20 protein-coding genes are annotated in these 25,402 nt (G+C 69.2%); 10 read left to right on the top strand and 10 right to left on the bottom strand.

From position 1 onward, the window contains the following. Positions 1 to 50: 50 nt before the first annotated feature. The 3 genes from ACZ48X_RS02040 to ACZ48X_RS02030 all read right to left on the bottom strand — a co-directional run bounded on the left by ACZ48X_RS02040 (position 51) and on the right by ACZ48X_RS02030 (position 4,213). Positions 51 to 1,118: a phytoene/squalene synthase family protein gene (locus ACZ48X_RS02040; protein WP_336351240.1), complete on the bottom strand. Its 1,068-nt coding sequence runs from the start codon at positions 1,116 to 1,118 to the stop codon at positions 51 to 53. 215 nt (positions 1,119 to 1,333) lie between these two features. Further along, on the bottom strand, positions 1,334 to 3,268 hold the full coding sequence (locus ACZ48X_RS02035) for a S9 family peptidase (protein ID WP_336351241.1): 1,935 nt from the start codon (positions 3,266 to 3,268) through the stop codon (positions 1,334 to 1,336). Between the two features lie 237 nt (positions 3,269 to 3,505). Further along, positions 3,506 to 4,213: an HAD family hydrolase gene (locus ACZ48X_RS02030; protein ID WP_464379794.1), complete on the bottom strand. Its 708-nt coding sequence runs from the start codon at positions 4,211 to 4,213 to the stop codon at positions 3,506 to 3,508. A 106-nt stretch (positions 4,214 to 4,319) separates the two neighbouring features. Between ACZ48X_RS02030 and ACZ48X_RS02025 the strand changes: the two genes are divergently transcribed. Continuing rightward, positions 4,320 to 5,345 carry a Cdc6/Cdc18 family protein gene (locus ACZ48X_RS02025; RefSeq protein WP_336351243.1) on the top strand — a complete coding sequence of 342 codons (1,026 nt, stop codon included), beginning with the start codon at positions 4,320 to 4,322 and terminating at the stop codon, positions 5,343 to 5,345. Between the two features lie 27 nt (positions 5,346 to 5,372). On the opposite strand, the gene csg is transcribed toward ACZ48X_RS02025, so the two are convergent. Together csg and ACZ48X_RS02015 are read right to left on the bottom strand one after the other, a co-directional pair. Then, complete coding sequence (gene csg, locus ACZ48X_RS02020; RefSeq protein ID WP_336351244.1) at positions 5,373 to 7,973, bottom strand: HVO_2072 family ArtA-dependent S-layer glycoprotein; 2,601 nt, start codon at positions 7,971 to 7,973, stop codon at positions 5,373 to 5,375. 401 nt (positions 7,974 to 8,374) lie between these two features. Continuing rightward, the gene (locus tag ACZ48X_RS02015; protein ID WP_336351245.1) at positions 8,375 to 9,505 is read right to left on the bottom strand and encodes a COG1361 S-layer family protein; all 1,131 of its coding nucleotides are present in this window, start codon (positions 9,503 to 9,505) and stop codon (positions 8,375 to 8,377) included. Between the two features lie 279 nt (positions 9,506 to 9,784). Between ACZ48X_RS02015 and ACZ48X_RS02010 the strand changes: the two genes are divergently transcribed. The 3 genes from ACZ48X_RS02010 to ACZ48X_RS02000 all read left to right on the top strand — a co-directional run bounded on the left by ACZ48X_RS02010 (position 9,785) and on the right by ACZ48X_RS02000 (position 13,247). Next, a complete protein-coding gene (locus ACZ48X_RS02010; protein WP_336351246.1) occupies positions 9,785 to 10,717 on the top strand; it encodes a winged helix-turn-helix domain-containing protein in 933 nt (310 codons plus the stop codon). Between the two features lie 112 nt (positions 10,718 to 10,829). Beyond that, positions 10,830 to 11,693, top strand: a complete 864-nt coding sequence (locus ACZ48X_RS02005) for a DUF5694 domain-containing protein (RefSeq protein WP_336351247.1) — start codon at positions 10,830 to 10,832, stop codon at positions 11,691 to 11,693. A gap of 57 nt (positions 11,694 to 11,750) precedes the next feature. Then, positions 11,751 to 13,247, top strand: a complete 1,497-nt coding sequence (locus ACZ48X_RS02000) for an outer membrane protein assembly factor BamB family protein (protein ID WP_336351248.1) — start codon at positions 11,751 to 11,753, stop codon at positions 13,245 to 13,247. 67 nt (positions 13,248 to 13,314) lie between these two features. Here ACZ48X_RS02000 and ACZ48X_RS01995 read toward each other — a convergent pair whose 3' ends face one another. After that, entirely contained in the window at positions 13,315 to 14,079 is a 765-nt protein-coding gene (locus ACZ48X_RS01995) for a geranylgeranylglyceryl/heptaprenylglyceryl phosphate synthase (protein ID WP_336351249.1), read from the bottom strand. Positions 14,080 to 14,195: 116 nt separating this feature from the next. Here ACZ48X_RS01995 and ACZ48X_RS01990 point away from each other — a divergent pair, with 116 nt between their 5' ends. From ACZ48X_RS01990 to gfo6, 5 genes are all read left to right on the top strand, one after another. Next, entirely contained in the window at positions 14,196 to 16,454 is a 2,259-nt protein-coding gene (locus ACZ48X_RS01990; RefSeq protein WP_336351250.1) for a S9 family peptidase, read from the top strand. 59 nt (positions 16,455 to 16,513) lie between these two features. After that, complete coding sequence (locus tag ACZ48X_RS01985; protein ID WP_336351251.1) at positions 16,514 to 17,497, top strand: ABC transporter ATP-binding protein; 984 nt, start codon at positions 16,514 to 16,516, stop codon at positions 17,495 to 17,497. Further along, on the top strand, positions 17,494 to 18,348 hold the full coding sequence (locus ACZ48X_RS01980) for an ABC transporter permease subunit (RefSeq protein WP_336351252.1): 855 nt from the start codon (positions 17,494 to 17,496) through the stop codon (positions 18,346 to 18,348). The genes ACZ48X_RS01985 and ACZ48X_RS01980 overlap by 4 nt, the downstream gene beginning before the upstream one ends. 43 nt (positions 18,349 to 18,391) lie before the next feature. Next, complete coding sequence (locus ACZ48X_RS01975) at positions 18,392 to 19,033, top strand: hypothetical protein (protein WP_336351253.1); 642 nt, start codon at positions 18,392 to 18,394, stop codon at positions 19,031 to 19,033. 90 nt (positions 19,034 to 19,123) lie between these two features. Continuing rightward, positions 19,124 to 20,236: a D-xylose 1-dehydrogenase Gfo6 gene (gfo6, locus tag ACZ48X_RS01970; protein ID WP_336351254.1), complete on the top strand. Its 1,113-nt coding sequence runs from the start codon at positions 19,124 to 19,126 to the stop codon at positions 20,234 to 20,236. A gap of 18 nt (positions 20,237 to 20,254) precedes the next feature. Here the strand turns inward: gfo6 and ACZ48X_RS01965 are convergent, their stop codons facing one another. Genes ACZ48X_RS01965 through tenA form a run of 3 tightly spaced genes read right to left on the bottom strand, consistent with a single transcriptional unit; the run spans position 20,255 to position 23,264 of the window. Continuing rightward, positions 20,255 to 21,814, bottom strand: coding sequence for a sodium:solute symporter family transporter (locus ACZ48X_RS01965; RefSeq protein ID WP_336351255.1), 1,560 nt, complete (start codon positions 21,812 to 21,814; stop codon positions 20,255 to 20,257). Then, positions 21,808 to 22,602 carry a TenA family protein gene (locus ACZ48X_RS01960; RefSeq protein ID WP_336351256.1) on the bottom strand — a complete coding sequence of 265 codons (795 nt, stop codon included), beginning with the start codon at positions 22,600 to 22,602 and terminating at the stop codon, positions 21,808 to 21,810. Before ACZ48X_RS01960 ends, ACZ48X_RS01965 begins: the two co-directional genes overlap by 7 nt. Then, positions 22,599 to 23,264 carry a thiaminase II gene (tenA, locus tag ACZ48X_RS01955; RefSeq protein WP_336351257.1) on the bottom strand — a complete coding sequence of 222 codons (666 nt, stop codon included), beginning with the start codon at positions 23,262 to 23,264 and terminating at the stop codon, positions 22,599 to 22,601. Before tenA ends, ACZ48X_RS01960 begins: the two co-directional genes overlap by 4 nt. A 181-nt stretch (positions 23,265 to 23,445) precedes the next feature. Between tenA and ACZ48X_RS01950 the strand changes: the two genes are divergently transcribed. Further along, positions 23,446 to 24,228 carry a GNAT family N-acetyltransferase gene (locus ACZ48X_RS01950; RefSeq protein ID WP_336351258.1) on the top strand — a complete coding sequence of 261 codons (783 nt, stop codon included), beginning with the start codon at positions 23,446 to 23,448 and terminating at the stop codon, positions 24,226 to 24,228. A gap of 49 nt (positions 24,229 to 24,277) precedes the next feature. On the opposite strand, the gene ACZ48X_RS01945 is transcribed toward ACZ48X_RS01950, so the two are convergent. Continuing rightward, complete coding sequence (locus tag ACZ48X_RS01945) at positions 24,278 to 25,207, bottom strand: DMT family transporter (RefSeq protein WP_379762709.1); 930 nt, start codon at positions 25,205 to 25,207, stop codon at positions 24,278 to 24,280. Positions 25,208 to 25,402 lie beyond the last annotated feature (195 nt).

Genomic DNA, 25,402 nt, shown 5'->3' with positions numbered 1-25,402 from the left:
GATTAGTTCCGGTCGTCTGCGGCCGGGTCGCCGCGGACCACGACAGCGGGTCAGTCGGCGTGCTGCTCGACGCCCTCGTAGGGCTCCCGCGAGATGGTCTCGCGGAGGTCCGCGAGCGCCTCCCGCCCCGTCGTCGAGGCGGCGTGCGTGACCGCGAACACCTCCTCGCGAGAGATCTTCACGCCGCGCTCGGTGAGCGCGTCCTCGGGTCGCGCCCCGAGTTCGCGGAGGGTACCGACCGCGAGCAGGAACGGGACGCTCCACGCCTCAAGCGTGTTCCCGTGCACGAGCGGCATCGACTCCAGGTACGTCTGCGCGTCGTCGAGGAAGCCGCGAGCGTGGTCGGCGGTCCGCTGGACGACCCGGGCCGCGGCACCGCGGTGCTCGGGTTCGACGACCTCCTCCTGGGGGACGCCCTCGGCCTCGAGCCACTCGTTCGGGAGGTAGACGTTGTTCTCGTCGACGTAGTCGTCGTAGACGTCCTTCGAGACGTTCGTCAACTGGAGGAGTTGCCCGAACTCCTCGGCGGTCCCCTGCATGCGGCGGGCGCGGTCCTGGTCGACGTCCGTGCGCGTCAGGAGGTTCGTGACGAGTTCGCCGACCGTCCCGGCGGCGTAGTGACAGTACTCCTCGAGTTCCTCGGCGTCGCCGATGCGGAGCCCGCCCTCGTTGCTGTACCGTTCGACGAACGCCGCCATCCCGTCGACCATCTCGACGACCGGGCCGACGACCGCCGACTGGACGTCCTCGGGGAGCGCCGCGAACGTCGCGAGGACGGTCGGCGACCGCGCGACGACCTCCCAGTCGTCGTTCCGTTCGCCCTCGGCGGGCACGTACGCGTCGACGTCCGCGCGGAACTCCTCGATGGTCGCGTCCGCGTCGGGGTCGACCGCGTCCCGGTACGTCCGGAGGAGCGCCGCCTGCTCCTCGGGCGGGAGATGCCCCGCGTCCTCGACCGTGTCAGCGACTCGACAGAGGAGATACCCCAGACAGATGTGGGTCGACATCGGTTCCTCCAGTACGTCGACTGTCAGGGCGAACGTCCGCGACACGCCCTGTACGGCCTCGTGACACCACGCCTCGTCGACATCACCACGATAACACTCACGCCCGCTCATCAGATATACCCGACCAAAAGGGCCCCGCGGCAAAAAGCCTCCGGGGTAACGACGGCCCGAATCCGACCCGAATCCGGCCCGAGTCCCCGATTCCGTCGGTGTCGAACGGTCAGAGTCTCGCACTGACCGGGCGAAGGTGTCACGGGAGGAACTGGAAGCGTTCGAGAAGCGCGGTGAGCGCTGCGAACGCGGCCGCGGACGTGGGACGCGAGCGCCTAGAGTCGTCGGTCGAAGAAGTCCGCCGTCAGCCGGAACGTCCGGATCTTGTGGTCGGCGTCCGTCGACGTGTGGCCCTCCTCGCCGAGTTCCACGTACTCGAACTCCTCGCCCTCCTCCCACCCGCGTTCGAGGAGCGCGTCGCGGAACGTCCGCGCCTGCGATATCGGACAGCGCGGGTCGTTCACGCCGTGGACCATCAGGAGCGGGTCCTCCATGTCGTCGACGTGCGTGATCGCCGAGCGGTCGCGGTAGAGGTCGGCGTCCTCGTCGGGGTCGCCGACGAGCTGTTCGAGGTACGACTGGAAGTGCGGCATCGACTTCTCGTACAGCAGTTCCAGGTCGGTCATCCCGACGAACGCCGCGCCCGCGCTCCAGAACCCGGGACGCTGCACGAGCTGCATGTACGTCGAGTACCCGCCGTAGGAGCCGCCGTAGACGGCGACGCGCTCGGCGTCCACCCAGTCTCGGCGCTTCAGCCAGCGGCCGGCTTCCGCGACGTCGACCTGTTCCATGCCACCCCAGTCGCCGTTGATGCGGTGCTTGAACTCGCGGCCGCGGCCCGTGGACCCGCGGTAGTTCGGGAGCATCACGGTGTAGCCCTCGTCGACGAGGAACTGGACGCGCGCGTTGAACCGCCGGGACTCGGCCGCGCTCGGGCCGCCGTGGACCATCACGATGGCGGGTGACGGCCGCTCGCCCGAGTCGTAGACGAGTGCCTCGATGTCGAGGCCGTCGGTGGACTCGTACGTGACGACGTCGCAGGGCGCGAAGTCGTCGGGGTCGAACCGTCCGTACTCGGCGTCGACGAGGGAGTCGGAGGCGTCGGCGTCGAGGTCGTGCGCGAGCAGGCGCTGGCGCGTGGTCGGGGTTTCGTGCGTGACGAGCACGCGGCCGTCGGCGAGGACGCCGTCGTCGGCGCTCGACCCGGGGAACCGGGCGACGCCCTCGAGGAGGTCGAGTTCGGTGGCGGCGTCGGTGTCGTCGCGCTCGTAGTGGACGGCGACCTCCGCGCAGTCGCGCGCTCGACGCGCGAGGAACCCGTCGCCGTCGGGGAGGACGAACGCGGGCACCTCCTCGCGGTCGGGCGAGCCGTACCACGTCACCGACCCGGATTCGAGGTCGTAGACGCCGGGGCGCGTGGTGTCCTCGCTGTCGTCCGAGAGCAGGACGGCGTCGCCGCTCGGGAACCAGTCGGCGATAGTCGTCTCCGCGCCGACGTCGCCGACGTCGAGACGGTGCGCGTCGACGGCGGCGTCACCGTCGCCGGACGCGCCCGCGTCCTCGCCGCCAGCCGGGGCGACGCCCTCGTCGCGGTCGGCGTCGAGGGCCGCGAGGGAGGCGACGTACGGGTCCTCGTTGTCGAGGTCGTCCCGCTCGTTCGTCCGGTAGGCGACGCGGTCACCGTCGGGCGAGAACTGGCCGAAGGAGGCCGGGCGGTCGTACGCGGTGAGTTGCGTCGACTCGCCGGTCGCGACGTCGTGAACGTGAAGGTTCATCTGGCCGGTCGCGGTCGTCGAGTAGAGGAGCCGCGAACCGTCCGGGGAGACGTCCTGGAGGTTGGTCTGGCCGTCGGTCTCGACGACGAGGTCGACGTCCCCGTCGAGCGTGATGGCGTAGATATCGTTCTGCTCGTCGCCGTCGTCCTGGTCGCGGTGGAAGAACACGCGGTCGCCGTCGGCGTCCCACGCGATGGGGTACATCGCGTTCTCGGGGACGTTCCCGTCGCTGACCTGCGTGCGCTCGCCCGATTCGACGTCGAGGACGTAGAGCTCGTTCCGTCCGGTCTCGTCGTGGTAGAACGCGATCCGGTCGCCGTCGGGACTCACCGTCGGATGGTAGAACTCGGGGAGGGACGCGAGAGCCTCGAGTGTGTCGTCGTCGCTTCCTGCGCGGCGCGTCGTGGCCTGTTGGGCGTCGTTATCGTCTGTCATGATGGGTTGGTGGTGCGGTCGGCGCGCGATGCGTCGGGGGCTCGACAGGTGGCCGCGGTCGGTGACCGTGGCGCTGGTGGCGGTCGGGTTGGTGCGGTAGAATCGAAGCAGTCGCTACGGAAAAGAATTGTTATTTCGATTTACAGTCTTCTCCGCTTACATTTTCGCACGCTGGGGATTTAGTTCTTTCCATGCATCTGGTTCGCGGTCGAATTGAATCGGTGCGCGCGCCGAGTCCTACGCGTCGAGCGCGAGCGAGCGAACGCGTTCGCGGAGTTCCGCGGGCCCGTCCGCCACCGCATCTGCGCGCGAGACGTCCTGCTCGCCGTCCGAGTCCGGCGACCGGTACGCGAGGACGTACGCGCCGGCGCGAGACGCAGCCTCGATGCCACTCGCCGAATCCTCGACGACGAGACAGCGCACGGGGTCGACGCCGAGTCGTCGCGCCGCTTCCTCGTAGATGAACGGCTCGGGCTTCCCGGGTTCGTCGAGTTCGGGCGCGAGCACTTCGACGTCGAAGACGCCTTCGAGGTCCAGGCGCGAGAGCGTCCACGCGACCCACTGCGGGAACGACGACGTCGCCAGCCCGACCGGCAGCCCGGCGTCCTTCACCTCGCGCACGAGGTCGGCCGCCCCGTCGGTGACGCTCGCGCGCTCCAGGTAGATGGACTCCGCGACGTCGTCGTACAGCTCGAAGTACTCCTCGCGACTCACCAGCATCTCGTGGTCCGCGCCGAACGTGTCGTACTGGTCGTAGATGCTGACGCCGGTGAGGTCCGCGGGCGTCACGTCCGCCCCCTCTGGGTACGCGGCGTCGATGATGTCGTGCATCTCCTCGGTCCAGTACGACTCTGACTCGACGAGCACGCCGTCCATGTCGAATATCACCGCGTCGATGCGTCGGTTCGCGGGGTCGGTTCCGTCGACGGGAGCGTCCGGGGTCATCTCGTCGGACACGTGGACTCCCAGGGGCTTCCCTTCGGTGGTTCCCGGTGGCGCCTGACGGTTCGACGGGCGAAGAGTTACGTCCGGCCCGTTCGAAGGCCGTGGCGTGATTCGGGATGCGCGCGTGCTGCGGACGGACTTCGTGCCGAGCGAGGTCGAGCATCGGGACGGCGAGGTGAATCACCTCTCGTCGGTGCTCGACCCGCTCACGAGGGGCGAGTCCGCCGATACCGCGGTCGTCACCGGGCCCTCTGGTGCGGGGAAGACGTGCCTGACGCGGTTCGTCGCCGGGAAGCTCCGGGAGGCGACGCTCGACGTGGAGACGGTGTACGTGAACTGCTGGCGGAACTACACGCGGTATCGAGCGCTCTACAGCGTCCTCGAGCACGTCGGGCGGACCGTGGACGTGCATCGACAGTCGACGCCGACGGACGTCCTCGTCGACCGCGTGGAGAACGCGGACCAGCGCGCGGTCGTCGTCCTCGACGAAGCGGACCAACTGGAGGACCCCGGTATCGTCTACGACCTCCACGGGCTCCCGCAGTACGCGGTCGTGGTGGTCGCGAACCGCGAACAGGACCTGTACGCGCCCGAGGGGAACCGCCTCCGGTCGCGATTGCAGGCGAGCGAGCACGTCCGCATGGACACGTACGGCGCCGACCAGCTCGTCTCCATCCTGGGGTCGCGCGTCGAGAACGGCCTGGAGCGCGACGTCGTCACCACCGACCAGTTGGAGCGCATCGCGGACGCGGCAGCGGGCGACGCCAGGCTCGCCATCGGCATCCTTCGGAGCGCGGCGCGCGCCGCGGAACGCGAGGACGCCGACGAGATAACCGACGCCATCATCGAAGAGGCGGTGCCGACCGCGGAGACGGAGATGCGCCACGCCGACGTCGCGAACCTGACGCCCGACCAGGTCGCGGTGTTCGAGGTCGTCCGCGATCACGGCCCCGTCAGCCCCGGCGACATCTACGACGCGTACTGCGAGCGCGTCGACGACCCCAAGAGCGAGCGCTCGGTGCGCTCGTACCTCTCGAAGATGCAGCAGTACGACCTCCTCCTCGCGAGCGGTTCCAGTCGCAGTCGCGTGTACGAGGTCGTCGACGACGACCTTCCGTCGCCGGGCGCCTGAAAGAAGAAGGAGACGATGCGCTGGTCGTCAGCTCCGGTTCCTGCGACGGACGACCATGTAGCCGAGCGATATCGGCGCGAGAGCGAGCAGGACGAGACCGGACAGGCCACTCTGAGCGGGACTCGCGTCACCCGCGGGCTGGACGGCCGCGCTCTCGTTCCCCTCGGTCTCGTTCACTGCAGTCGTGGCCGGCGCTTCCGTCGTCGTCGCCGGTGGTTCAGTCGTCTCGTTACCGTTGTCTCCATCTGCCGCGACGATCTCGACCTGGACGGTGTCGGTGTTGTCGCCGTCGTCCACCTCGATGGTGTAGGTGCCGGGCTCCACGCCGTCCGTGGAGAGCGCGAGCGTCCAGCGACCGGTGAGACCCCACTCGTCGGTCGAGTTCGTCTCGAAGTCGTTCGCACTTGGGCCACTGATGACCTCGACGGAGATGGAGTTATCGTCCGGCTTCCGGTTCGTCAGCCCGGCGACGATCATCTGGTCGCCGACGGGGACATCCTGGATGTCACCATCCGAGACGCTCCCTGCGGGCCCGACGGTCTCGATCGACGTCGCGCCGTCGGTGAGCCGGAACGCCTCCTCGATGGCGAGGTCGTCGCTCGCGACCTCGTTCGTGGTCTCGTCTTTGAGGCGTGCGACGATCTGTGACTGGGTCAATCCAGCACCGAAGCTCTGGACGTAGTTCTCGAGCGAGGCGAGTTCCGCGTTCGGCTGACCGGGCAGCACGCCGTCACCGGCGACGCCGTCCCGACCGAGGCCGATGACGAAGGCGCGGATCTGGCCCTCGTTGAGCTGCCGTCCGTCGATCGTCGTCAGCGAGATGTCGTCCTCGTCGAACGTGTCGTCGTCGTCGACCGTGATCCGCTCGGTCGCGACGCGACCTCTCGAGTCGATCATCACGGCGAGCACGGCATCGAGACCCGACGCCGTGCCGATCACGTCGACGGTCCCGTCTTCGACGGCGACCTGTGCGTTAATCGTCTGGAACGTCCGCGCTTCGTCGAGCCCGGGTTCCTGCACGACGAGCGACATCTGCGAGCTCGTGGCGCTCGAGAAGTCGGACGTGCTCAGCGTCGTCGCGATCTCGCCGTCCGAGATGACGTCGTCCGCCTCGACCACGCCGATCCGGTACCGGCCGGGGATCGAGAAGATGTCACTGGCCTGCGAGAGCACGACGTCTTCGCGCTCCCATTCGCCGGTCGAGTCCACGCTGAGGGTGTCGTCCGCGTTCAGCGAGCCGTCCTCGTTGATGTCGAGGAGCTCCCAGTCGCCCTGGTCGCGCGCGTAGATCACGACTTCGTCCACGCCAAGCGCGGCGGTGCCGCGCACGTCCTCGTCGCTACCGGCGACGTAGACGCCGGGTGGACTGTCGAAGTTCAGGTCGCCCTGGTCGACGTCGAGCGTCCTGTCGTCCTCGGTGTCTCCGAGGTCCGCTGCGACGTCCTCGAGGGACCGGTCCGCCTGGAAGAGGTCGATACTGATCGATGCGTCGTCGAGGAGTCTGGTGTCGATCTGACCGACGCCGACACCGGTGTCCTCGTCGATCTCGATCTGCGCCCACGCGAAGTCGGCGGTCCCGTCGCCGTCGGTGTCGAACGTGCCTTTGTCGACGACGTCCTGGACGTCACGGAAGACGTCCGCGTCGACGACGTCGTTCCGGAACTCGCTGTCCTCGATGACGACGTAGTGGTTCGCACCTGCGGTGGATCCGCGGATGGCGTACCGCACGTTCTCGCCGCGAGTGACGCTGTCAGCCTCGAGGTCGAGGTTCACGTCGTCGTCGCTCTGGACGCTGACGGACGTGGACTGGCTGGCGGGACCGAAGTCGAGGTCGTCCCAGCCTTCGACCGTGATCGAGATGTCGTTGACGTCCACGTCGCTGACGTCGAGCGCCCAGTACGCTGCATCGACCGAGGAGTTGCCGAGTTCACCCTCCTCGAACTGCCCGATGCCTTGCAGGTAGACGATACCGGTTCCGGTGCCGCGCTGGCCGGGGTTCGTCACCTTCTGTGGGTTCGCCGCGTACGGGCCGGAGAGTTCGTTTCTCTGCTGTTCGGAGAGTGCATCGGCGTCAGCGAGCACCTCGCCGGTGACCTCGTCGCCGTTGGAGTCCCGGATGACGAGTTCGAGGTCCTCTGCCTCTTCGAAGTTCCATTCGGCGCGCACGAGGAGCGTCTCGTCCTCCTGGACCGTGGAGCCTTCAACGTCCACGCCGCGTTCGTTCAGTACTTCCAGTTCGGTGACGCGGGGCGTCTGGACGACGACGCCGGCGGCGTCACCCGACCCGGTGAGCGTATATTGCCCGCGTTCCTGATCCTGCGGGATGGGTGATTCGAGCGGGATGCCCTCCGCGTCACCCGAGACACCGGTCAGTTGTGACGAGTCGATCGGTGTGCCGTCTTCACCGAGGAAGTTGATGTCCTCTTCGCCCTGGAAGACGACTGGTTTCTCGGTGGCGATCTGGACGTCGTTCGGTCCGCCGACGCCTGGGTTGAAGTTCCCCGCGCTTCCGCCGCGCTGGACGGTCAACCCGAAGGCGAGGCCCGCCACAGCTGGGGCTGCGACGAGCAGGAGCACCATCGTGATGGCGCCGAGTTTCCGTGATGATTGGTCAGCGTTGGTTGTCATATTGGAGTGGTTTTCTCGTGTTAATTTTCTTTAACGTTGTGTGTACGTTCTCGTCATCGCGTCTGAGTGTCGTGGTTTCCTTGGTTACTTCTCACCCCCGTGTGGGGTGGCCATGAGTTTGTTTCGAACAGGGATTGTTATGATGAGACGACAGTTCGTAATGCGGCGTTGTCTACTCCCCCCGAGAACCGGGAAAATTAGAGGGCGTAAGTTATCCGTCAACGGTCGGTCCGTTACTCTAATCGACCGGCGACCAGTTGGCTGGATTGCCGAGCGGTCGTCGCTTCGCTTCGATTGGCAACCAGTAACAACGCACCGAGACGCTCGAAATCCGGGCTTTCGACCGGAATAGAAGGGAGGTAACGTCCCGTAATCCCGAGGGCGATGAGTATCGAAGAGTCCTACCGGCCGTCGACGGTGAAGTAGGTCCGGTCGTGCTCAGGTAACCTCGAAGTAGACGAGAGTGTTCTCCGAGAACTCGAGGGGGCGGTCGTTCGGTCGACGAGTCGCCCCGATGGGCCGGGGTCCCGGCCGCACAGGACCGACTGGTGGGAAGCCCCGGCCGATCCGACCGCCGCGACGACCACGCCACCGTCGATCCACGGCGTATCGCCTGCCGGCCGTTCGTCGGGGGTCGTCACGTTCGGGTCCGCGACCCGGAGACCGCTGCGGAGATCCGTCTGAACGCGCTGGAATCCCCCGACAGCGGTGTACCGAGCGGTCGTCTCGACGAGGTACGTTCCCGGTGCCGTCGCTTCCGCGGCGCTCGCGGTCACCGTGACGTTCGCGGACTCCCCCGGTTCGAGGTCCCCGACGAACACGCCGACCGTGGACCGCCTGAACGACTCGGCGCCGAATCCAACGGCGGTGCCTTCGGTTGCGAGCGTGAGGCCGACGTCACGCGCGACCCGCGTGCCCGTGTTCGCCACCGTGAACCGGAACGAGCCCGTCGTTCCGGGTTCGACGTCGGTGCTCCGGACGGCCGACAGCGAGAGCCGAGGGCGGTCGACGACGACGATCGTGACGCGCTCGACGACCTCTCGGTCGGCGTCGTTGTACTGTGGTTCGTTCGGGCCGTACCGCACGAAGGACGTGTACTCGTAGCTGATTCGGACCGGGAGCTGGTACGTGCCCGGCGGGACGGACTGCGAGACGCCGACGCTGAAGTTCACCGTCCTCGCGCCGGCTTCGGGGAGCTCACCGAGGAGAACGCGCCCGGATTCCACCTGGAGGCGGCCCGCGAGCGCCGGCGGGAGTCTGTCCGTCGCGACGGAAACCTCGACGCTCCTCGCAGTGGTGACGCGGTCTTCGAACCGTTCGGGCCCGCCGCGGACGAGGTCGCCGGCGTTCGCGATGGTGACGGCGAGGTCGCGTCTGTCGCCCCACTCGAACGAGTTGTCCTGTGCGGCGACGCTCAGACTCGGACTCCCGAGGACGGTGCCTTCGTCGGGCGGTTCGACCTGCGAGACGCCACCCATCGACGCGGCGAGGAGCGCGATGCCGAGGACGGCGACGACTGGTACGGTTCGCATACGATGCGGTTCGCTTGCTGGTGTCGTTACAATGAGGCACCTACCGCGAATGAAGCGGGGGTTACCGCCGGAACGAGCCGCCTCGTTCGGTTTCGTAACGCGGACGCTAGGTGCTCAAGCATCCGGAGACCGGGTGCAGTTTCCGGTCGTCCCAGGCGAGGATGCACTCGTCCGACCACCTCCTCGACGGTGCGTGCTTCGAACGGTTCCCGTCGGTGACGGTGTGGTATCGTCGCGAGGAAGCGGGGACTTTTCTCGGTACGCGACCGATCGTGCGTCATGAGCGAAGACGGGATCGAGCGCGAGACGGAGGCAGGGGACGGCGTCGTGACGGAGGCGGTCTCGGCGGCGTCCGCGTTCGAACTCGTGGCGCACGAGACGCGCATCGGCGTGCTGGACGCGCTCCGCGAGGCCGACGGCGGTCCGCTGTCGTTCGGTGAGATACGGACCGCGGTCGGCGTCGAGGACCCCGGACAGTGCCACTATCACGTGGACAGGCTCGTCGGTCGGTTCGTCCGGAGGACCGAGGACGGGTACGTGCTGTCGCCCGCCGGGTGGCGGCTCGTCGGCGCCATCGTCTCGGGTGGGTTGACGAATTCGCTGGAGTCGGCGTCCGTTCCGGCGGCTGGGACGTGCTCTGAGTGCTCGGGTGACCTGATGGCTCGACTCCGCGAGGGCGGTGTCGCCATCGAGTGCGTCGAGTGCGGGTTCGTGCAGACGAATCCCGACGTCCCGGCAGGGGTGCTCGCGGGGTGGCCTCGGGACGAGATTCCGAGGGTCGTTGGACGGTACGTCCGCCTCTGGGAGCTAGCAGCGAGTCACGGGTTCTGTCCGAACTGCGAGGGCCGCGTCGACCGTGGGGTTCGACGTCCGAACGAGCCAGCGGCGGCGGGGCGGCCTGCGGCACCGGCGTGGTTCGAGGGCGAGGACGCCGACGCGCTCGTCGTGACGGCGTGCCGCGGGTGTGGGTTCTGGTGGCACGCGAGCGCCCCGATCGCGGCGCTGTCGGAACCGGCGGTCGTGGGGTTCCACCACGAGCACGGTATCGACCTCCGGGAGCGACCGTGGTGGACGCTCGACCACCTGCCGCTCGGCGAGTGTCCGGTCACCGACGACCCGCGGCGAGTGGACGTGGCGTTGACGCTGGACGGCGACGCGCGGACGTTCACGTTCGACGGCGACTTCGCGCTCGTCGACGTCGACCACGACTGAAACCACGGTAGTGTGCGAGGGCGTAGGCGTTGGAATCGATTTCAATCACCCACCCGATAGAAGTGTATTTCTACGAATAGTTAACCGGGCGGCGGTCGTCGACCCGCCCACCATGCTTCGACCGAAGGCAACCGCACGAAAGACGCCGACGTGGCCGACCCCGACCCCAGAACAGGTCGAGGTCGTCCTCCTCGGCACCTACCACATGGACCGCCCGGAACTCGACGAGGTGAGCCTCGACATCGGCGACGTCCTCGAACCGTCCCGGCAAGCCGAACTCGCCACGCTCGCCACGTACCTCGAGGCCGTCGACCCCGACCACGTCGCCGTCGAACGACCAGCGGCACGCGACGACGCCGTCAACGAGGTGTACGCTCGCTATCGCGACGACGAGGTGGCGTTCGACGAGGAACACGCGTTCGACCCGGCACACCCCGAGCGCGACGACGAGGAGCTGGCGTGCCGGAGCGAGGTCGTCCAGGTCGGATTCAGGTTGGCGAAGCGACTCGGCCACGAGAAAGTCGTCCCCGTCGACGTCCCGCAGTCCCTCGGCGACGACGACGCGTTCGACGACCTCGAATCGGCTGGCTACGAGCCGACGACGAAGGTCGACGTCCCCCGCATCGACCCGACCGCACTACAGGAAGCGATGGACGAGCGGCTCGCCGAGTCGACGCTCACCGAGTTCCACCGCTACCTGAACGAGGAAGCGGCACTGCACGCGAACGACGGCATGTTCGACCGTTACGTCAGGTACGGCGACGGCGAGAACTACGCCGGGCCGGACGCGCTCGCGAAGTGGTACCGACGAAACCTCCGGATGGTTCACAACGTCTGGAAGGCGATCGACGACGGTGACGAGCGCGTGCTGTTCATCGTCGGGTCGGGACACGTCCACGTGCTGCGGCACCTCCTCGCGGAGACCCCGCAGTGCTGCCCGACGAGCGCACTGCCGTACCTCCCGCGTGAAGGCTGACCGCGCTCGACCACGGTCGCCGGAAGGTTTTCGCTCGGTGAGTCGCTAGCGGCGGTAGTGACGTCGAGACGGCGGTTCCTGGCGGTCGCGGGGTCGACGCTCGGAGCGGTCGCGCTGGCCGGCTGTGGCGTGCTGACGGGTGGCGGCGATGGCGACGGTGGCGACGGCGCTGCGGGGACGTCGACGACGGCGTACGACGCGTTCGGGCCGGACCCGCAGTACGGTGGCGTGGAGACGACGCGCTCGGAGCCGAACGCGTCGCCGTCGGGCGACCCGCCGTCCGGTGACGCGGTCGCGTGGTCGATACCGGTTGGAGTACCAGTGACGGCGCGGCCGGTCGTGGCCGGGGACGCGATGTTCCTTGGGACGGGCGAGCACGACGCCGCCGAGCGGCCAGCGCGAGACGACGAACTCCGGCCGCTGTTCCCCGGGTACGTGCACGCCGTCGGCCTTGATGGCGAGCGCCGCTTCGAGTACGCGGCGCCGGCGCCGGTGCTGGACGTGGCGCCGGTCGCCGGCGACGACGCAGGCAAGAGTGCGGGCGGGACGGCGGGCGCTCGCGCGGCGGGACTGGGTGCGTACGCGGTCCTCGGGTGGTACGGTGGGCCGGGTGGGGTCGACCATCGGCTGGTGCGCGTGACGCGGGGCGTGCCGCGGTGGGCGGACGCGACGACGGACGCGAACCGGTTCCTCGCCGCGAGTACGGCGGACGCGGTGGTGACGGGGACGCGCGACGAGCGCGTGGCGTTGACCGGCGAGCGGTTGACCGCGCGGTCCCCCAGTGGTGGCTTCCGGTGGCGCGTGGAGAGCGGCGACGTGCTCGCTGGCGTCGGCAGCGGCGGGCGCGCGTACCTGACCGTCGGGACCCGCGAGACGCGGTGTCTGGACGTCCGCACGGGCGAGACGGTGTGGTCGTATCGCGGGACGCCGCCGACGTGGACGCCGCGCGTGCAGGGCGACGTGGTGTTCGTCGCGCGGAACCGACGGACCGGCGCGGGCGGGCACCCGCTGGTCGCGCTGTCGGCGGCGACGGGCCGCGAGCGGTGGACGTTCGCAGGGAGTGGTGACGAAGCGTTCACGCCGGTGTCCGCGACCCGAGAGTCTGGCGACGACGACGACGGAACTGCGGACGCGGTGGTGTACGTGGCGGGGACGAGCGGCGCGCTCTGGGCGGTCGCTCGCGGTGCGGCGCGCTGGCGGACGACGCTGTCGGGTCGCGTCGTCGACGGCCCGGTCGTCGCCGGCGGCCGCGTGTACGCCACCGACACCCAGGGGCGGCTGCACGCGCTCGACGCGGCGACCGGCGAACGCGCGTGGGCGGTCGACCTCCGACTCCCGAGTCGCGCGCTCGACGCGACCCGCGACGGCGTGGTCGTGCTCGCGGCGAGCGGTCGCGCCGGCGGCGACGACGCGTACCGCGTCCGCGGCTACGACCACGACGGCGGCGAGCGGTTCGGGCACGACGCCCGCGGCGGCCTGCTCGCCGCGCTCGCGCACGACGGCCGCGGCTACGCCGTCACCGACGACGGCTACCTCGTCGCGTTCGACGCCTGACCGAGCGAGTCCTCCGCGGCGGAGCCACTCGCGTCACTCCGTAATGGCGTCGCAGAACCCAATCGCGTCACTCGGGGATGGTGTCGCGGAAGCCCTCGGGGTCGTCGTGGAAGCAATCGCCGACGACGACCGCGTCCGCGCCCGCGTCCAGTATCTCCGCGGTCTGCTCCGCGGACCGGATGCCGCCGCCGTAGAAGAGCGTCGTGTCGTCGAGGTACTGCGCAGCCGCTTCGACGTCCGCGGGCCCGCCGTACGTCCCCGAGTACTCGACGTAGAAGATCGGGAACCCGTAGAAGGACTCGGTCGCCAGCGCCGCGCCCGCGACCTCGTCGGTGCTGTACGTGCGGGTGACGCCGGACTCGCCGGCAGCCTTCGAGTCGAGGTTCTGGACGACGTACCCCTCGCCGATGACGTCCGCGGCCATCTCCGCGACGGCCTCGCGACCCTTCGATTCGACGACGCCGCCGAGCAGCGGGACCTTCGACGCCATCGCCTCGGCTGGCTTCGCGGCGGCTTCGGCGAAGAAGTCGACGTGCTTCGCGACGAAGTTCTCGCGGTCCCCGTTGAACACCGCGGGCACCGCGAGGCGGTCCGCGGCGTCGACGGTCTCGCGGGAGACGTGACTGGAGCTGTACGGTTCCTGGAAGACGGGGACGCCAGCGACCTCGTCGTTGATGCGTTCGATGGCGGAAAGCGAGTTCGACTCGGTGACGCCGTCCGACCCGCCGACGATGACGAGGTCCGTGCGTTCGAGGATGGAGAGGTCCCCGGGGAGCGGTTCGGCGGGGTCGACCTTCGTCACGTGCGAGACGGCGTCCAAGTCGACGGACATACCCGAGGCTTTCGCGTCGAACGCGATATCAGTCCTTCGACTTCGCCGGGTTCGCCGCCAGTGAGTGGGTCGCTTCCTTCCGAAGCTTCTTGTCGAGTGCCTTCACTGTCTGGTACATGACGGAACCAGCAGGCAGCGACGAGGACCGAGGCCTGTCGCTCGCTGACTACTACGACCAGCAGCAGGTGGGTGACGTCGCAGTGTCGCCGAGCGGCGACCGGGTGGCGTTCACGGCGACCGAGTTCGACGGCGCGGAGGAGGAGTCGGTGACGTCGCTGTTCGTCGCGCCCGCGGACGGCAGCCGCGACCCGCATCGGTTGTCGCGAGCGAGCGACGCGAGCTCGCCATCGTGGAGTCCAGACGGCGACAAACTCGCGTTCCTGGCGGCGCGGGACCCCGACCCGGAACTGCGCGCAGCGCGCGAGAAGAAAGAGGAGGACGAGGAGGACGAGGAGGCGGACGGAGACGACGAGGGAGCGGACGACGCAGAGGGCGACGAGACGGATGACAGCGACGGCGACGGTGACGACGAGGACGAGGAGCCGTCGCTCGGCGAGGAGCAGTCGCAGGTGTTCGTGTTCGACCTGGCGCTCGGCGGGGACGCCAGGCAGGTGACGACCCGCGAGCACGGCGTTTCGGCGTTCGACTGGGGTCCCGAGGGCGAGCGCGTCGTCGTCGCCGCACTCGACCCGACGGACGACCAGGCGGAGTACCTCGAGGAGCGCGAGGACGGCGGCCCCATCGAGATCGAGCGCACGCAGCACAAGGCGAACGGGCACGGGTGGACGAACGAGGCGCGGACGTACCTGTTCGTCGTCGACGTCGACTCCCGCGAAGCGGAGCGACTGGACGAGGCGTACGCGAGTGGGGCGGCGAGCGCGCTGAGCGGGGATTCCATGGACCCACACTGGGGGAGCGGTGACCGCATCGCGTTCGCGAGCTACCAGCGCGAGGACGCCGACGAGACGTGGGCGATGGACGTCCACACGGTCGCGCCCGACGGAACCGACCACCGCGTGCTCACGGACGGCTCGGTTCGCGCGAGCGTGGCGGCGTGGCATCCTGACGGCGACCATCTCGCGTACAGCGTCGGCGACCCGAGGAACAACTACACGACCGCGGACCTCGTCGTCGGCGCGGACGACCCGAACGCCGACCCGAACGTCCTCTCGGACGACCTCGAACTCCCCGAGTGGGGCGCGCACTGGGTAGGCGAGGACTCGCTCGTCGTGCCGACGGGCGACGGCGGCCAGACCGTCCTGCATCGCGTCGACGCGACGACCGGCGAACGGACGCGATTGTTCCCCGCGAGCGACGACGGCATGACGAGCGCGTTGTTCATGGGCGTCGACGTGGCCGCCGACGGCTCGACGGCCGCGTTCGTGCTGACGCGAGCGGACGAGCGGAACGTGCACGCGCTCGACCTCGACGCCGCAACAGCAGACGCGCCGGTGGCGAGCGACCGCGACGCCGCGAGCGCCGAGTCCACGGGGCCGCTCACGCGCCTCACGAGCGCGACCGAGGCGTTCCGCGACCGCGTGGACGTCGAGTGCGAGCGGCTCTCGTTCGAGAGCGACGAGGGCGTCGAGATAGACGGCCTCGCGTACCACGCCGGGGACGCGGACCTCGACGACGCGAAGTATCCCGTCATCGTGGACATCCACGGCGGCCCGACGGTGTACGACCAGCCGTGGTTCCGGTTCAACTACGCGTACTGGGTGTCGAAGGGGTACGTCGTCCTCACCGTGAACTACCGCGGAAGTACGAGCTTCGGGCACGAGTTCGCCGAAGCCATCAGCGGCGACTGGGGGCCGCGAGAGGCTCGCGACGTCGAAGCGGGCGTCGAGCACCTCGTCGACCGCGGGTGGGTCGACCCCGAGCGCGTGTTCGTCACCGGCTTCAGCCAGGGCGGCATCAACACCGCGTTCGTGCTCGCGTACACCGACGTCGCCACCGCTGGCGCGGCCGAGCACGGCATCTACGACTTCTACTCGAGCTACGGAACCGACGACTGCCACGTCTGGTGGGACGAGGAGTTCGGCGAACCCTGGGACGACCCCCAGAGTTACTACGACCTCTCGAGCGTCACGAAGGTCGACCAGATCGAGGACCCCTTGCTCCTCACCGCGGGCGAGAACGACTGGCGGTGCCCGCCGACGCAGGCCGAGCAGATGTATCTCGGCGTCAAGAAACAGGGCGTGGACGCGAAACTCGTCGTGTACCCCGAACTCCCGCACGCGTACGGGCCACCGGAGACCGCGACGCACCGCCTCGAGACCGTCACCGAGTGGTTCCGCGGGCACGACCCCGCCATCGACACGAGCGACGACGAGGGCGGTGACGAAGAGCGCGAGACCGAAGGGGCTGGTAGCTGAAAGCGGCGTCGTACCTACTGGAAGACACTTACCGCAGGCGGTCGGTGAATCGGTCGTGAATGGCCGCTATCGAGATTGAGGGGTTACGGAAGGAGTTCGGCGCGGACACGGTGGCGGTCGACGACGTCGACCTCACCGTCGAGGAGGGCGAGGTGTTCGGGTTCCTCGGGCCGAACGGCGCGGGGAAGTCCACCACGATCAATCTACTCCTGGACTTCATCCGGCCGACCGACGGGCGCATCGAGGTGTTCGGGACGGACGTGCAGGAAGACCCGCTCGCGGTCCGCGAGCGCGTGGGCGTCCTCCCCGAAGGCTACGGGTTCGACCCGCTGCTGGGTCGGGAGTACCTCGAATGGGCGATCGAGACGAAGGACGCGGACGACGACCCCGACGAGTTGCTCGACCTCGTCGGTCTCGCGGACGACGCCGACCGGTACGCGACCGAGTACTCCAAGGGCATGCAGCAGCGGCTCGCGTTCGCGATGGCGCTCGTCGACGACCCGGACCTCCTCGTGCTCGACGAGCCGTCGACGGGCCTGGACCCGAACGGGATGACGACGATGCGGGAGGTCGTCCGCGAGCGCGCCGCGAACGGGACGACCGTCTTCTTCTCGAGTCACATCCTCTCGGAGGTCCAGTCGGTGTGCGACCGCGTCGGCGTCATGAACGACGGTCGGCTCGTCGCGGTCGACACCATCGAGGGCCTCCAGGCGAACCTCGGTGGCCGCGCGAGCATCACGCTCGAGTGCAGCGTCCTGCCGGCCGACCACGCCCTCGAGACCGTCGACGGCGTCGTCGACGTCGCGGTCGCGGACGACACCGTCGAGGTGACGTGTACGGGTCCGGGCGTGAAGGAGGACGTCGTGACGCACCTGGCGGCGCGGGCGAACATCGACGACATCCGCTCAGAGGCCGCCTCCCTCCAGTCGCTGTTCAGGGAGCTCACCGAGGGCGGCCGGGACGAGACCGCGGACGAACGCGGCGAGAGCGCGCACTCGTCCGGCTCGGAGGCGGACGCGCGGAACGTGGAGGTGTCGCGATGACGGTCCGGGCGGTCGCCACGAAGGACCTCGCGGTCACCAGTCGCTCCAGGGGGCTCTGGGTGCTCGGGACCCTGCTCGCGCTCCTGTTCGCCGCCATCGCGTACGGGTTCAGCGGGTACGCGCTCTCCGCGAGCGAGACCGTCGTCGCGCTGTTCGAGGTCCTCGGGATGCTGATGGCCTTCCTCCTCCCCATCGTCGCGCTCGTCGCCGCGTACATGGCGATCGCCGGGGAGCGCGAGAGCGGCGGCGTGAAGTTCCTCCTCGGGTTCCCGAACACCCGCCGCGACGTCTTCCTCGGGAAGCTCGCAAGCCGATTCCTCGTCGTCGCCGCCGGCCTGTCCGTGCCGTTCCTCGCCGCGACGACGGTCGCCGCAGCGAAGCACGGGGTCGTGCACGCCGACCTCGTCCTCGGCCAGCTCGCGCTCTCGCTCGCGTACGGCGGTGCGTTCGTGAGCATCGCCATCTCGCTCTCGGCGACGTTCGCCACGCGGAGTCGCGCCATCGCGGCCGCCATCGGGAGCTACTTCCTGCTCGTCCTCCTGTACGTCGTGCCCGGCGTCCGCATCACCGCGATCGTCCGCTGGCTCCACACCCAGCTCCTGGGGTTCGACCCGAACGTCGACCTCTACAACGCCATCACGTTCACGAGTCCGTACGTCGCCTACCGGAAGGCGACGAACCTCCTGCTGCCGCCCGACCGCCAGACGACGGTGTTCCGTCGCTACGGCGACGCGGCCGGCGACCTCCCCGCGTACCTCCGGGACGAGGTCGCGCTCGTCGTCCTCGCCGCGTGGATCGTCGTCCCGCTCGCGGTCGGGTACTGGCGGTTCGTTCGCGCTGACCTCCAATGATCACTCGCCAATCGAGCCCCATCGAACACGACCCATGCCCGCTATGACCTCGCGTCTGACTCGCTCGCACGCACTGCTCGCGGTCGGCCTCCTCCTGCTCGTCGCGCCCGCGTTCGCGCCGCTCCAGCCGGTGCTCGAACACGACACGCGTCGGGGAACCTTCGAGAACGAATCCGTCCTCGAGGAGGAGGGGTACCGCGTCGTCGAGTACGAAGCCCTCTCCGAGCGCGGGAAGGCGCTGTACGTGCAGACCCTCCAGAACGAGGGTACGTACACCGTTCCGACCGGCGAGGGGGCGTCCGACTTCCGGTATCCGACCGAGGCCGAGGTCGACGCCCAGGGGAGCTACGAGGCCCGCGTCGAACTGTCTCACGTCGTCATCGAGCGACCCGAGAACGCGAGCCTCCCGCCGGCCGACGAGGACGTCGAGCACGCGGTCGAGATCGTGAAGGAGCGCCAGCAAGCCCGTGAAGACCGAGAGGGCGAGGGGAGGACGACCAGCACCGCGTCGCGGACGACCCGGTCCGAGGCCGAGATACGCCGACAGGTCGCGCGCTACGACGTGATGCAGACCCGGACGACGAAGCCGGGGGTGACGAGTCAGCCGGCCGTGCTCCGGTTCGGCGCCGCAGCACTCGGAATCGTCCTCGTCGGCGTCGGCGGCTACCTGACCGCGAGACCCTGAGCCCGCGGGCTCGTCCACCCAGCCAGCCTGGGGTTCGCGACACCTGCCCGTGGCGGTGTGTTTTTGCCGCTGCTGGACGGACGTTCGACGATGACAGTCCACGACGCCCTGACCGACTTCCACGAGCGAGACTGGCAGACGACGCGCGACGGAACCCTTCGACTCGCGCTCGTCGGCCTCGGGTGGTGGACCATCGAGAAGGCGATCCCGGCGATCGCGGCCTCGGACCACTGCGAGACCGCCGTTCTCGTCAGTAGCTCGACGGCGAAGGCCGAGCGCGTCGCCGCCGACGTCGCTGGAGAGGGCGGCGAAGGAGGGGGCGACGGCGTCGTCGCGGACCGCCCGCGCGGCCTCTCGTACGACGAGTTCCGCGAGGGCGACGCGCGTGGCGAGTACGACGCGGTCTACGTCTGCACGCCGAACGCCCTCCACCTGGAGTACGTCGAGGCGGCGGCCGAGCACGGGAAGCACGTGCTCTGCGAGAAACCGATGGAGGCGTCGGTCGAACGCGCCGAGCGCATGGTCGCGGCGTGCGACGAGCACGACGTCCGGCTCGCGGTCGGGTACCGGATGCAGACCGAGCCCGCGGTCCGGCGAGCGCGCGAACTCGTACGGGAGGGCGCCATCGGCGACCCGCGGTTCGTCCACGGCGCGAACACCCAGCGGTTGCTCGACATCTTCGATTCTCCCGACCAGTGGCGGCTCGACCCGGACCTGACGGGGTACGGGACGAGCGTGATGGACCTCGGGGTCTACCCCATCAACACCGCTCGATTCCTCCTGGACGCCGACCCGGTCGCGGTGCAGGCGTCGATGCAGTCGAACCACGACGCGTTCGACGACGTCCCGGACGAGCACGCCGCGTTCATCGTCGAGTTCGACGACGGGACGTACGCGACGTGCACGGCGAGCCAGAACGCGCACTCGAACACGTTCCTCGAGATAACGGGCACCGAGGGCACGCTCCGACTCGACCCCGCGTTCCACATGGAGACCGACCTCTCACTGACCGTCGACGGGTCGACGGTCGCCGTCGAAGGGCGCCAGCGCGACCAGATGCGCGAGCTCTTCGACTACTTCGCGCACGCCGTCCTGACCGACGAACCGGTTTCGCTCGACGGCGCCCACGGCCTCGTCGACCTCCAGGCCATCGACGCGATCCACCGGGCCGCCGAGGACGGCGAGCGGAAACGCCTCGACTGAGTCGCCCGCGGCCGTGCCCTACCTTCGGTCGCGCGCCGCCGGCACCTCGTCGGACCTGCTGCCGCCGTCGGTAGCGACGTCGTCGAGGCGGGTGACGCGGTCGGCGAGCGCGTCCAGGTCGATGGTCGCGTCCGAGACGCGAGCGGCGGCGAGCGCGAGGAGGGTGGAGACGAGGAACGCGCCCGCGAACGACGTGAGGTAGAGCGGGTCGGCCGCGGGGAGGGCGTCGCCGACGACCGGAATGGCGGTGACGTACCCGCGGAGGTCGGGGAAGTACGCGAGGCCGACGGCGAGCCCGGACGCGCTCGCGGCGAGCGCGCCGCGGCCGGTGAGCGAGCGCGAGTAGAGCCCGTAGACGAGCGGGAAGCCGACGGCGGCGCCGAGCAGGTCCGCGAGGAAGAACAGTCGGAGCACGCTCCGAGCGCGGAGGCTGACGTAGATGGCGGCGAGCGCGACGACGACCGTGACCGCTCGCGCGGCGAGCGCGAGTCGACGGTCCGACGTCCTCGGTCGGAGGCGTGCGAGGTCGACGGTGACGAGGCTCGCGAGCGCGTTGAACAGCGTGTCGACGCTACTCATCACGAGCAGGAGCGCGAGGAGGACGACCGCGAGGACCGCCCACTCGGGGAACGTCGCCTCCAGGAGGACGAAGAACGCGACGTCCGCGTTGTACGCGCTGCTCGTGACGTCCGCGACGACGTCGGCGTGCCCGACCGCGACGACGCCGAAGAGCGCGGCGGCGACGACGAGCAGGCCGTTGAGTCCCGCCGCTCGCCTGAAGCTCGCGACGACGGTGTCGTCGCCGTCGGCGGCGTACACGCGCTGCCACCACGTCTGGTTCACGAGTTCCGCGCCGAGGATGGCGAACGCGAGCCCGAACCCGAACTGGAGGCCGGGGAGGAATCCGGGGTCGAGGAGCGTGGGCGCGGTCGTCTGCACGCCGTCGACGACCGCGAGAGGGCCGCCGAGTACGAGGACGGCGGCGACGACGGTGAGCGCGAGCAGCGGGAGGACGAAGACGGCCTGGACGGCGTCCGTGAACAGGCTCGCGCGGAGGCCGCCGTACGTCGTGTACGCGAGCACGAACCCGCCGACGAGGACCGCGGTCTGGTACTGTGGGACGCCCGCGACGAGCGAGAGCGCGCTCGCGATGCCGGTGAGTTCGGCGGCGAGGAACACGAACATGTAGAGCGCGCTGACGGCGACGACGAACGCGTAGAACGCGGTGCCGTAGCGAGCGTGCGCGTACTCCGTCAGCGAGTGGCCGTCCGGGACGAGTTCGCGGATGCGCGGCCCGAGCTTCGCGTACGCGAGCATCGGCACGGCCTCGCCGACCCCGTACCCGATGACGGCGGCGATACCGAACCCGGCACCGGCCTCGGGCGCGGAGAACAGTATCCAGACGCCCATCACGCTCGCGACGAGCGACGCTGTCGTCCGCCGCCGGCCCGTGGCGTTCCGCGCGCTCACGAGGTCCTCGACGGACCGGACCTGGCCCCGCGACCCCCAGACACCGAGCGCGGCGAACCCGACGAGGACGACGACCGCGAGTGCGAGCGCGACCGTGGTCGTCACCACGCGCCGTCACCTCCAGCCGTCGGCTCGGCGGTGCTGTCGGTCGCGGTGCTTTCGGCGTCGCTTTCGGTCGCGGTGCTTTCGGTGTCGGTCGCGGTGGCGTCGTAGGCGGCGTCGAAGAACGCGACCTCGAGGTCGACGGCGCGCTCGAAGATGGCGGCGAGTTCGCGTTGCCGACGCGGCGAGACGGCGGCGCCCTCGCGGTCGAGTTCCGCGCGGAGCCACGACACGAACGACTCGAACTCGGGGTTCGCGTGCAGTCGAATCCACTCGTCGAGGTACGCGCGGTCCGGCGAGCGGTCGGCGACGTGGGTCGCCCAGTCGAGGTACACCCACTCCGCGGGGACGAGAACGGCGAGCAGTTCGGGGTAGCCGCCCGTGGTCGCGCGACCGATGCAGTCCCGGAACGCGCGCGTCGGTTCGGCGAGCGCGGGCCGCTCGCGGTCCTCGGGTGGGACGTCGAGCGCGTCGAACGCCCGCTCGAAGTAGTCGTTCTCGTCGCTCGTCAGGGTCGCGAGGAAGTCGACGAGGCGGCCGCGGGCCGCCATCGACGGTGCGTCGCCGACCGCGTGCCCGAACGCGCCAGCGAGCGCGTCGACGAACGCGTAGTCCTGTACGAGGTACCGGCGGAAGACCGCGTCGTCGATCGTGTCAGCGCCGAGTTCGGTGACGAACCGGTGGCGGGTGGCGTCCTCCCACGCGGGCTGGCTCCGCGCGCGCAGCCAGTTCGAGAAGCGAGGGTTCTCGCGGCCTGTCGCCCACGCAGCGAACGATTCGGGGCCGTCGGTCATAGCGTCCAGTCCTCCTGGCGCCACGCGGCGTCCCAGAACCGGTACTCGTAGCGCGCGGACGTCCGAAACAGGTCGCAGTAGCGCTCGCGGTCCGCGGCGGTGCGCTCGGCGGCGACGTCGTCCGCGAGGTCCTTGCACCACTCGGTGAGTTCGGTGAACTCGTCGCCGGCGTACGTCCGAATCCACTCGGCGTACCGGTCGTCGTCGGGGAGGCCGTCCGCGGCGAGGCGCTTCCCGGTCTCGTTGAACCCCCACATGCAGGGGAGGACGGCGGCGACGAGGTCGCCGAAGTCGCCGTCGGTGGCGGTGCGGACGAGGAAGTCGGTGTAGGCGCGCGTCGTCGGCGAAGGGTCGGTCGCCTCGAGTGCGGCCTCGCCGATGCCGAACTCGGCGGCGTACTCGCGGTGGAGGTCCATCTCGGTCTCGACGGTCGATTCGAGGAGGTCGGCGAACGTCCGCATCCGGTCGAGGTCCGGGGCGGTGGCGGCGCCGTGGGCGAACACGCGAGCGTAGTCGACGAGGTAGACGTAGTCCTGTCGGACCCAGTACCGGAACGGGTCGTCGTCGAGCGTGCCGGCGCCGAGCGCCTGCACCATCGGGTGGTCGACGATGGCGTCCCAGTAGGCGTCTGCCTCGGGTTCGAGGTCGGCGGTGAATGACATCGGCTGAGTCAACCACCCAGTCGAAGAAAAGCGTTACTAACTGGTGGTACCACCAAGTAATTGGCTTGGCGTGGGTCGCGTCGTTCCCGCCACCAAGACCGGGAAGAACACGCTCGCATGTCGATTTGAGTTCAGTCTATTAAAATTTAAGTCGTTGCATTTAGAATATATCGATGAGAGCGTGTACGACGAATCGATCACGACGGCGAGATTGGAACTGGAGCGCTGTACGCACGCGAACGTCGACCTCCGGCGGCTCTTCGAGGTGTTCGACGCGGACCGCGAAGGCGCCGCGGACGAGTTCGAGTACCTGCCGTGGGAGCCACACGAGACCGTGTACGACACGAAACAGTGGGTCGACGAGCAGGAACGGCGCTGGCGCGAGTGCGACGGCGCGACGTACCTCATGCGCGCCCGAGAGTCGATGGACGTCGACGCGGGCACGCTCGTCGGTATCACCTCCCTCGAGACGTACTGGGAGCGCAAGGCCGGTGAACAGATCATCTTCCTCCGCCGGCCGTTCTACGGCCAGGGCCTGTTCGCCGAGAGCAGTTACGAGCTCCTCGACGTCGCGTTCACCGAACTCGGAATCGAGCTCATGATCGCGGACGCCGTCGAGGGGAACGCGCGAGCGCGGAGCATCTTCCAGAACGGCGTCGAGGCGTTCGGCGGCCAGTACGACGGCGTCATCCGGAACCGACTGCCGACCGACGACGGCCCGAAGGACGTCCACCGGTACACGGTGACCCGCGACCAGTACCGGGACACCATGGGTCTCGACGACGCCGACGACCACGAGGACCCCGACGACCGCGGCGAGGCCACCGACAGCGGCGAGCGCGGCGAGGCCACCGACAGCGGCGAGCGCGACGAAGCTACCGACAGCGGCGAGCGCGACGAAGCTACCGACAGCGGCGAGCGCGGTGAGGACGAGGAAGCCGAGGCGCCAGCGATAGCGGAGTGAAGGACTCCCCGCCGCGGTGGCTGCGTCCTCGCCCGCGTTCCCGTTTCGCTCAGTCGACGGTCCGCTGCGGCTCGTTAGTTCCAGCCGACTGCGCGTTCGCGGTGGTGACCACGTAGATACCGACCGCCATGACGACGCCGCCGGCGACGAATCCGAGTCCGAGAGTCTCCCGGAGGAAGACCGCGCCGAGGACGGCGCCGACGACGGGTTGCGCGAAGAAGTAGACGGCGACCGTTCCGGTGTCGACGTACTCGACGCCCTTGTACCACGCGTACCACGCGACGGCGGTCGCGCCGACGCCGAGGTAGAGGACCGCGCCGACGGTCCCCGCCGTGATCGGGATGCTCGCGAGGGCGGTGTCGGTGACCGCGAGTTCGACGGCCGCGGCGGCCGCGAGCAGTGGCGTCGCGAGGAGCGACGAGTACGTCGCGGTCTCCAGCGCGGAGTACTCGCGGACGAGTCGCTTCCCCCAGACGGTGTAGGCGGCCCAGCCGACGCTTGCCAGGACGAGGAGGACGATACCGGAGGCGGCGCCGGCGCCGAGGGAATCGAGGCCGTACCTGCTCGCGAGGACGACACCGGTTCCCACGAGCGCGAGGAGCATCCCGCCGGTCTTCCGGCGAGTCAACCGCTCGCCGAGGGCGAGCACGCCGAGTGCGAGCGTCGCAACCGGCGTGAGAACGGTGACGAGCGACCCTTCGCTCGCCGTCGTCAGGTCCGTGCCGACGAACTGCGTGACGAGCGTCACGGACACCCAGACCGCGAGTACGGTGAACCCGCGCCAGTCGCGCCGCGAGAAGTCGCGGGCCGGGTACGTGATCGCGACGGCGACGAGGAGCGTGGTGGCGCCGACGGCCACGCGGAGTGCGGCGAGCGTCACCGGCGGGATGGCGTCGAACCCCCACTTGGAGACGACGTACATGCCGCCCCAGAGCGCGCTCGCTCCGAGTGGCAGGAGCGCGAACAGCGACGACCGCATCGATTCGAGAGGCGTGCGGCGCACGGTCACCGTCTCTGGAACGCCCGGGTGCTTGAATATGTGGGAGACCACGTGGGGTCCGCCCCGGTAGTTGCCGCCACCGGGATGGAAACCCAGGCTAGCAATACTTGCCGAAGGCCGACCATGGTCGCCCGGGTTGTCAGGCCGTCACAAACATATTCGCTGAGCATGTAC

The sequence above is a fragment of the Halorubellus litoreus genome (genome assembly GCF_055378595.1).
The sequence above is the reverse complement of the archived record's forward strand: the minus strand, read 5'-3'. Positions and strand labels throughout refer to the sequence as shown.

What these genes read in the sequence shown, in the direction of transcription:
- ACZ48X_RS02040 (WP_336351240.1), bottom strand. Translation starts at nt 1,118, where the DNA reads ATGAGCGGGCGTGAGTGTTATCGTGGTGATGTCGACGAGGCGTGGTGT.
- ACZ48X_RS02035 (WP_336351241.1), bottom strand. Translation starts at nt 3,268, where the DNA reads ATGACAGACGATAACGACGCCCAACAGGCCACGACGCGCCGCGCAGGA.
- ACZ48X_RS02030 (WP_464379794.1), bottom strand. Translation starts at nt 4,213, where the DNA reads ATGACCCCGGACGCTCCCGTCGACGGAACCGACCCCGCGAACCGACGC.
- csg (WP_336351244.1), bottom strand. Translation starts at nt 7,973, where the DNA reads ATGACAACCAACGCTGACCAATCATCACGGAAACTCGGCGCCATCACG.
- ACZ48X_RS02015 (WP_336351245.1), bottom strand. Translation starts at nt 9,505, where the DNA reads ATGCGAACCGTACCAGTCGTCGCCGTCCTCGGCATCGCGCTCCTCGCC.
- ACZ48X_RS02010 (WP_336351246.1), top strand. Translation starts at nt 9,785, where the DNA reads ATGAGCGAAGACGGGATCGAGCGCGAGACGGAGGCAGGGGACGGCGTC.
- ACZ48X_RS02005 (WP_336351247.1), top strand. Translation starts at nt 10,830, where the DNA reads ATGCTTCGACCGAAGGCAACCGCACGAAAGACGCCGACGTGGCCGACC.
- ACZ48X_RS01995 (WP_336351249.1), bottom strand. Translation starts at nt 14,079, where the DNA reads ATGTCCGTCGACTTGGACGCCGTCTCGCACGTGACGAAGGTCGACCCC.
- ACZ48X_RS01990 (WP_336351250.1), top strand. Translation starts at nt 14,196, where the DNA reads ATGACGGAACCAGCAGGCAGCGACGAGGACCGAGGCCTGTCGCTCGCT.
- ACZ48X_RS01985 (WP_336351251.1), top strand. Translation starts at nt 16,514, where the DNA reads ATGGCCGCTATCGAGATTGAGGGGTTACGGAAGGAGTTCGGCGCGGAC.
- ACZ48X_RS01980 (WP_336351252.1), top strand. Translation starts at nt 17,494, where the DNA reads ATGACGGTCCGGGCGGTCGCCACGAAGGACCTCGCGGTCACCAGTCGC.
- ACZ48X_RS01975 (WP_336351253.1), top strand. Translation starts at nt 18,392, where the DNA reads ATGACCTCGCGTCTGACTCGCTCGCACGCACTGCTCGCGGTCGGCCTC.
- gfo6 (WP_336351254.1), top strand. Translation starts at nt 19,124, where the DNA reads ATGACAGTCCACGACGCCCTGACCGACTTCCACGAGCGAGACTGGCAG.
- ACZ48X_RS01960 (WP_336351256.1), bottom strand. Translation starts at nt 22,602, where the DNA reads ATGACCGACGGCCCCGAATCGTTCGCTGCGTGGGCGACAGGCCGCGAG.
- tenA (WP_336351257.1), bottom strand. Translation starts at nt 23,264, where the DNA reads ATGTCATTCACCGCCGACCTCGAACCCGAGGCAGACGCCTACTGGGAC.
- ACZ48X_RS01945 (WP_379762709.1), bottom strand. Translation starts at nt 25,207, where the DNA reads ATGCGGTCGTCGCTGTTCGCGCTCCTGCCACTCGGAGCGAGCGCGCTC.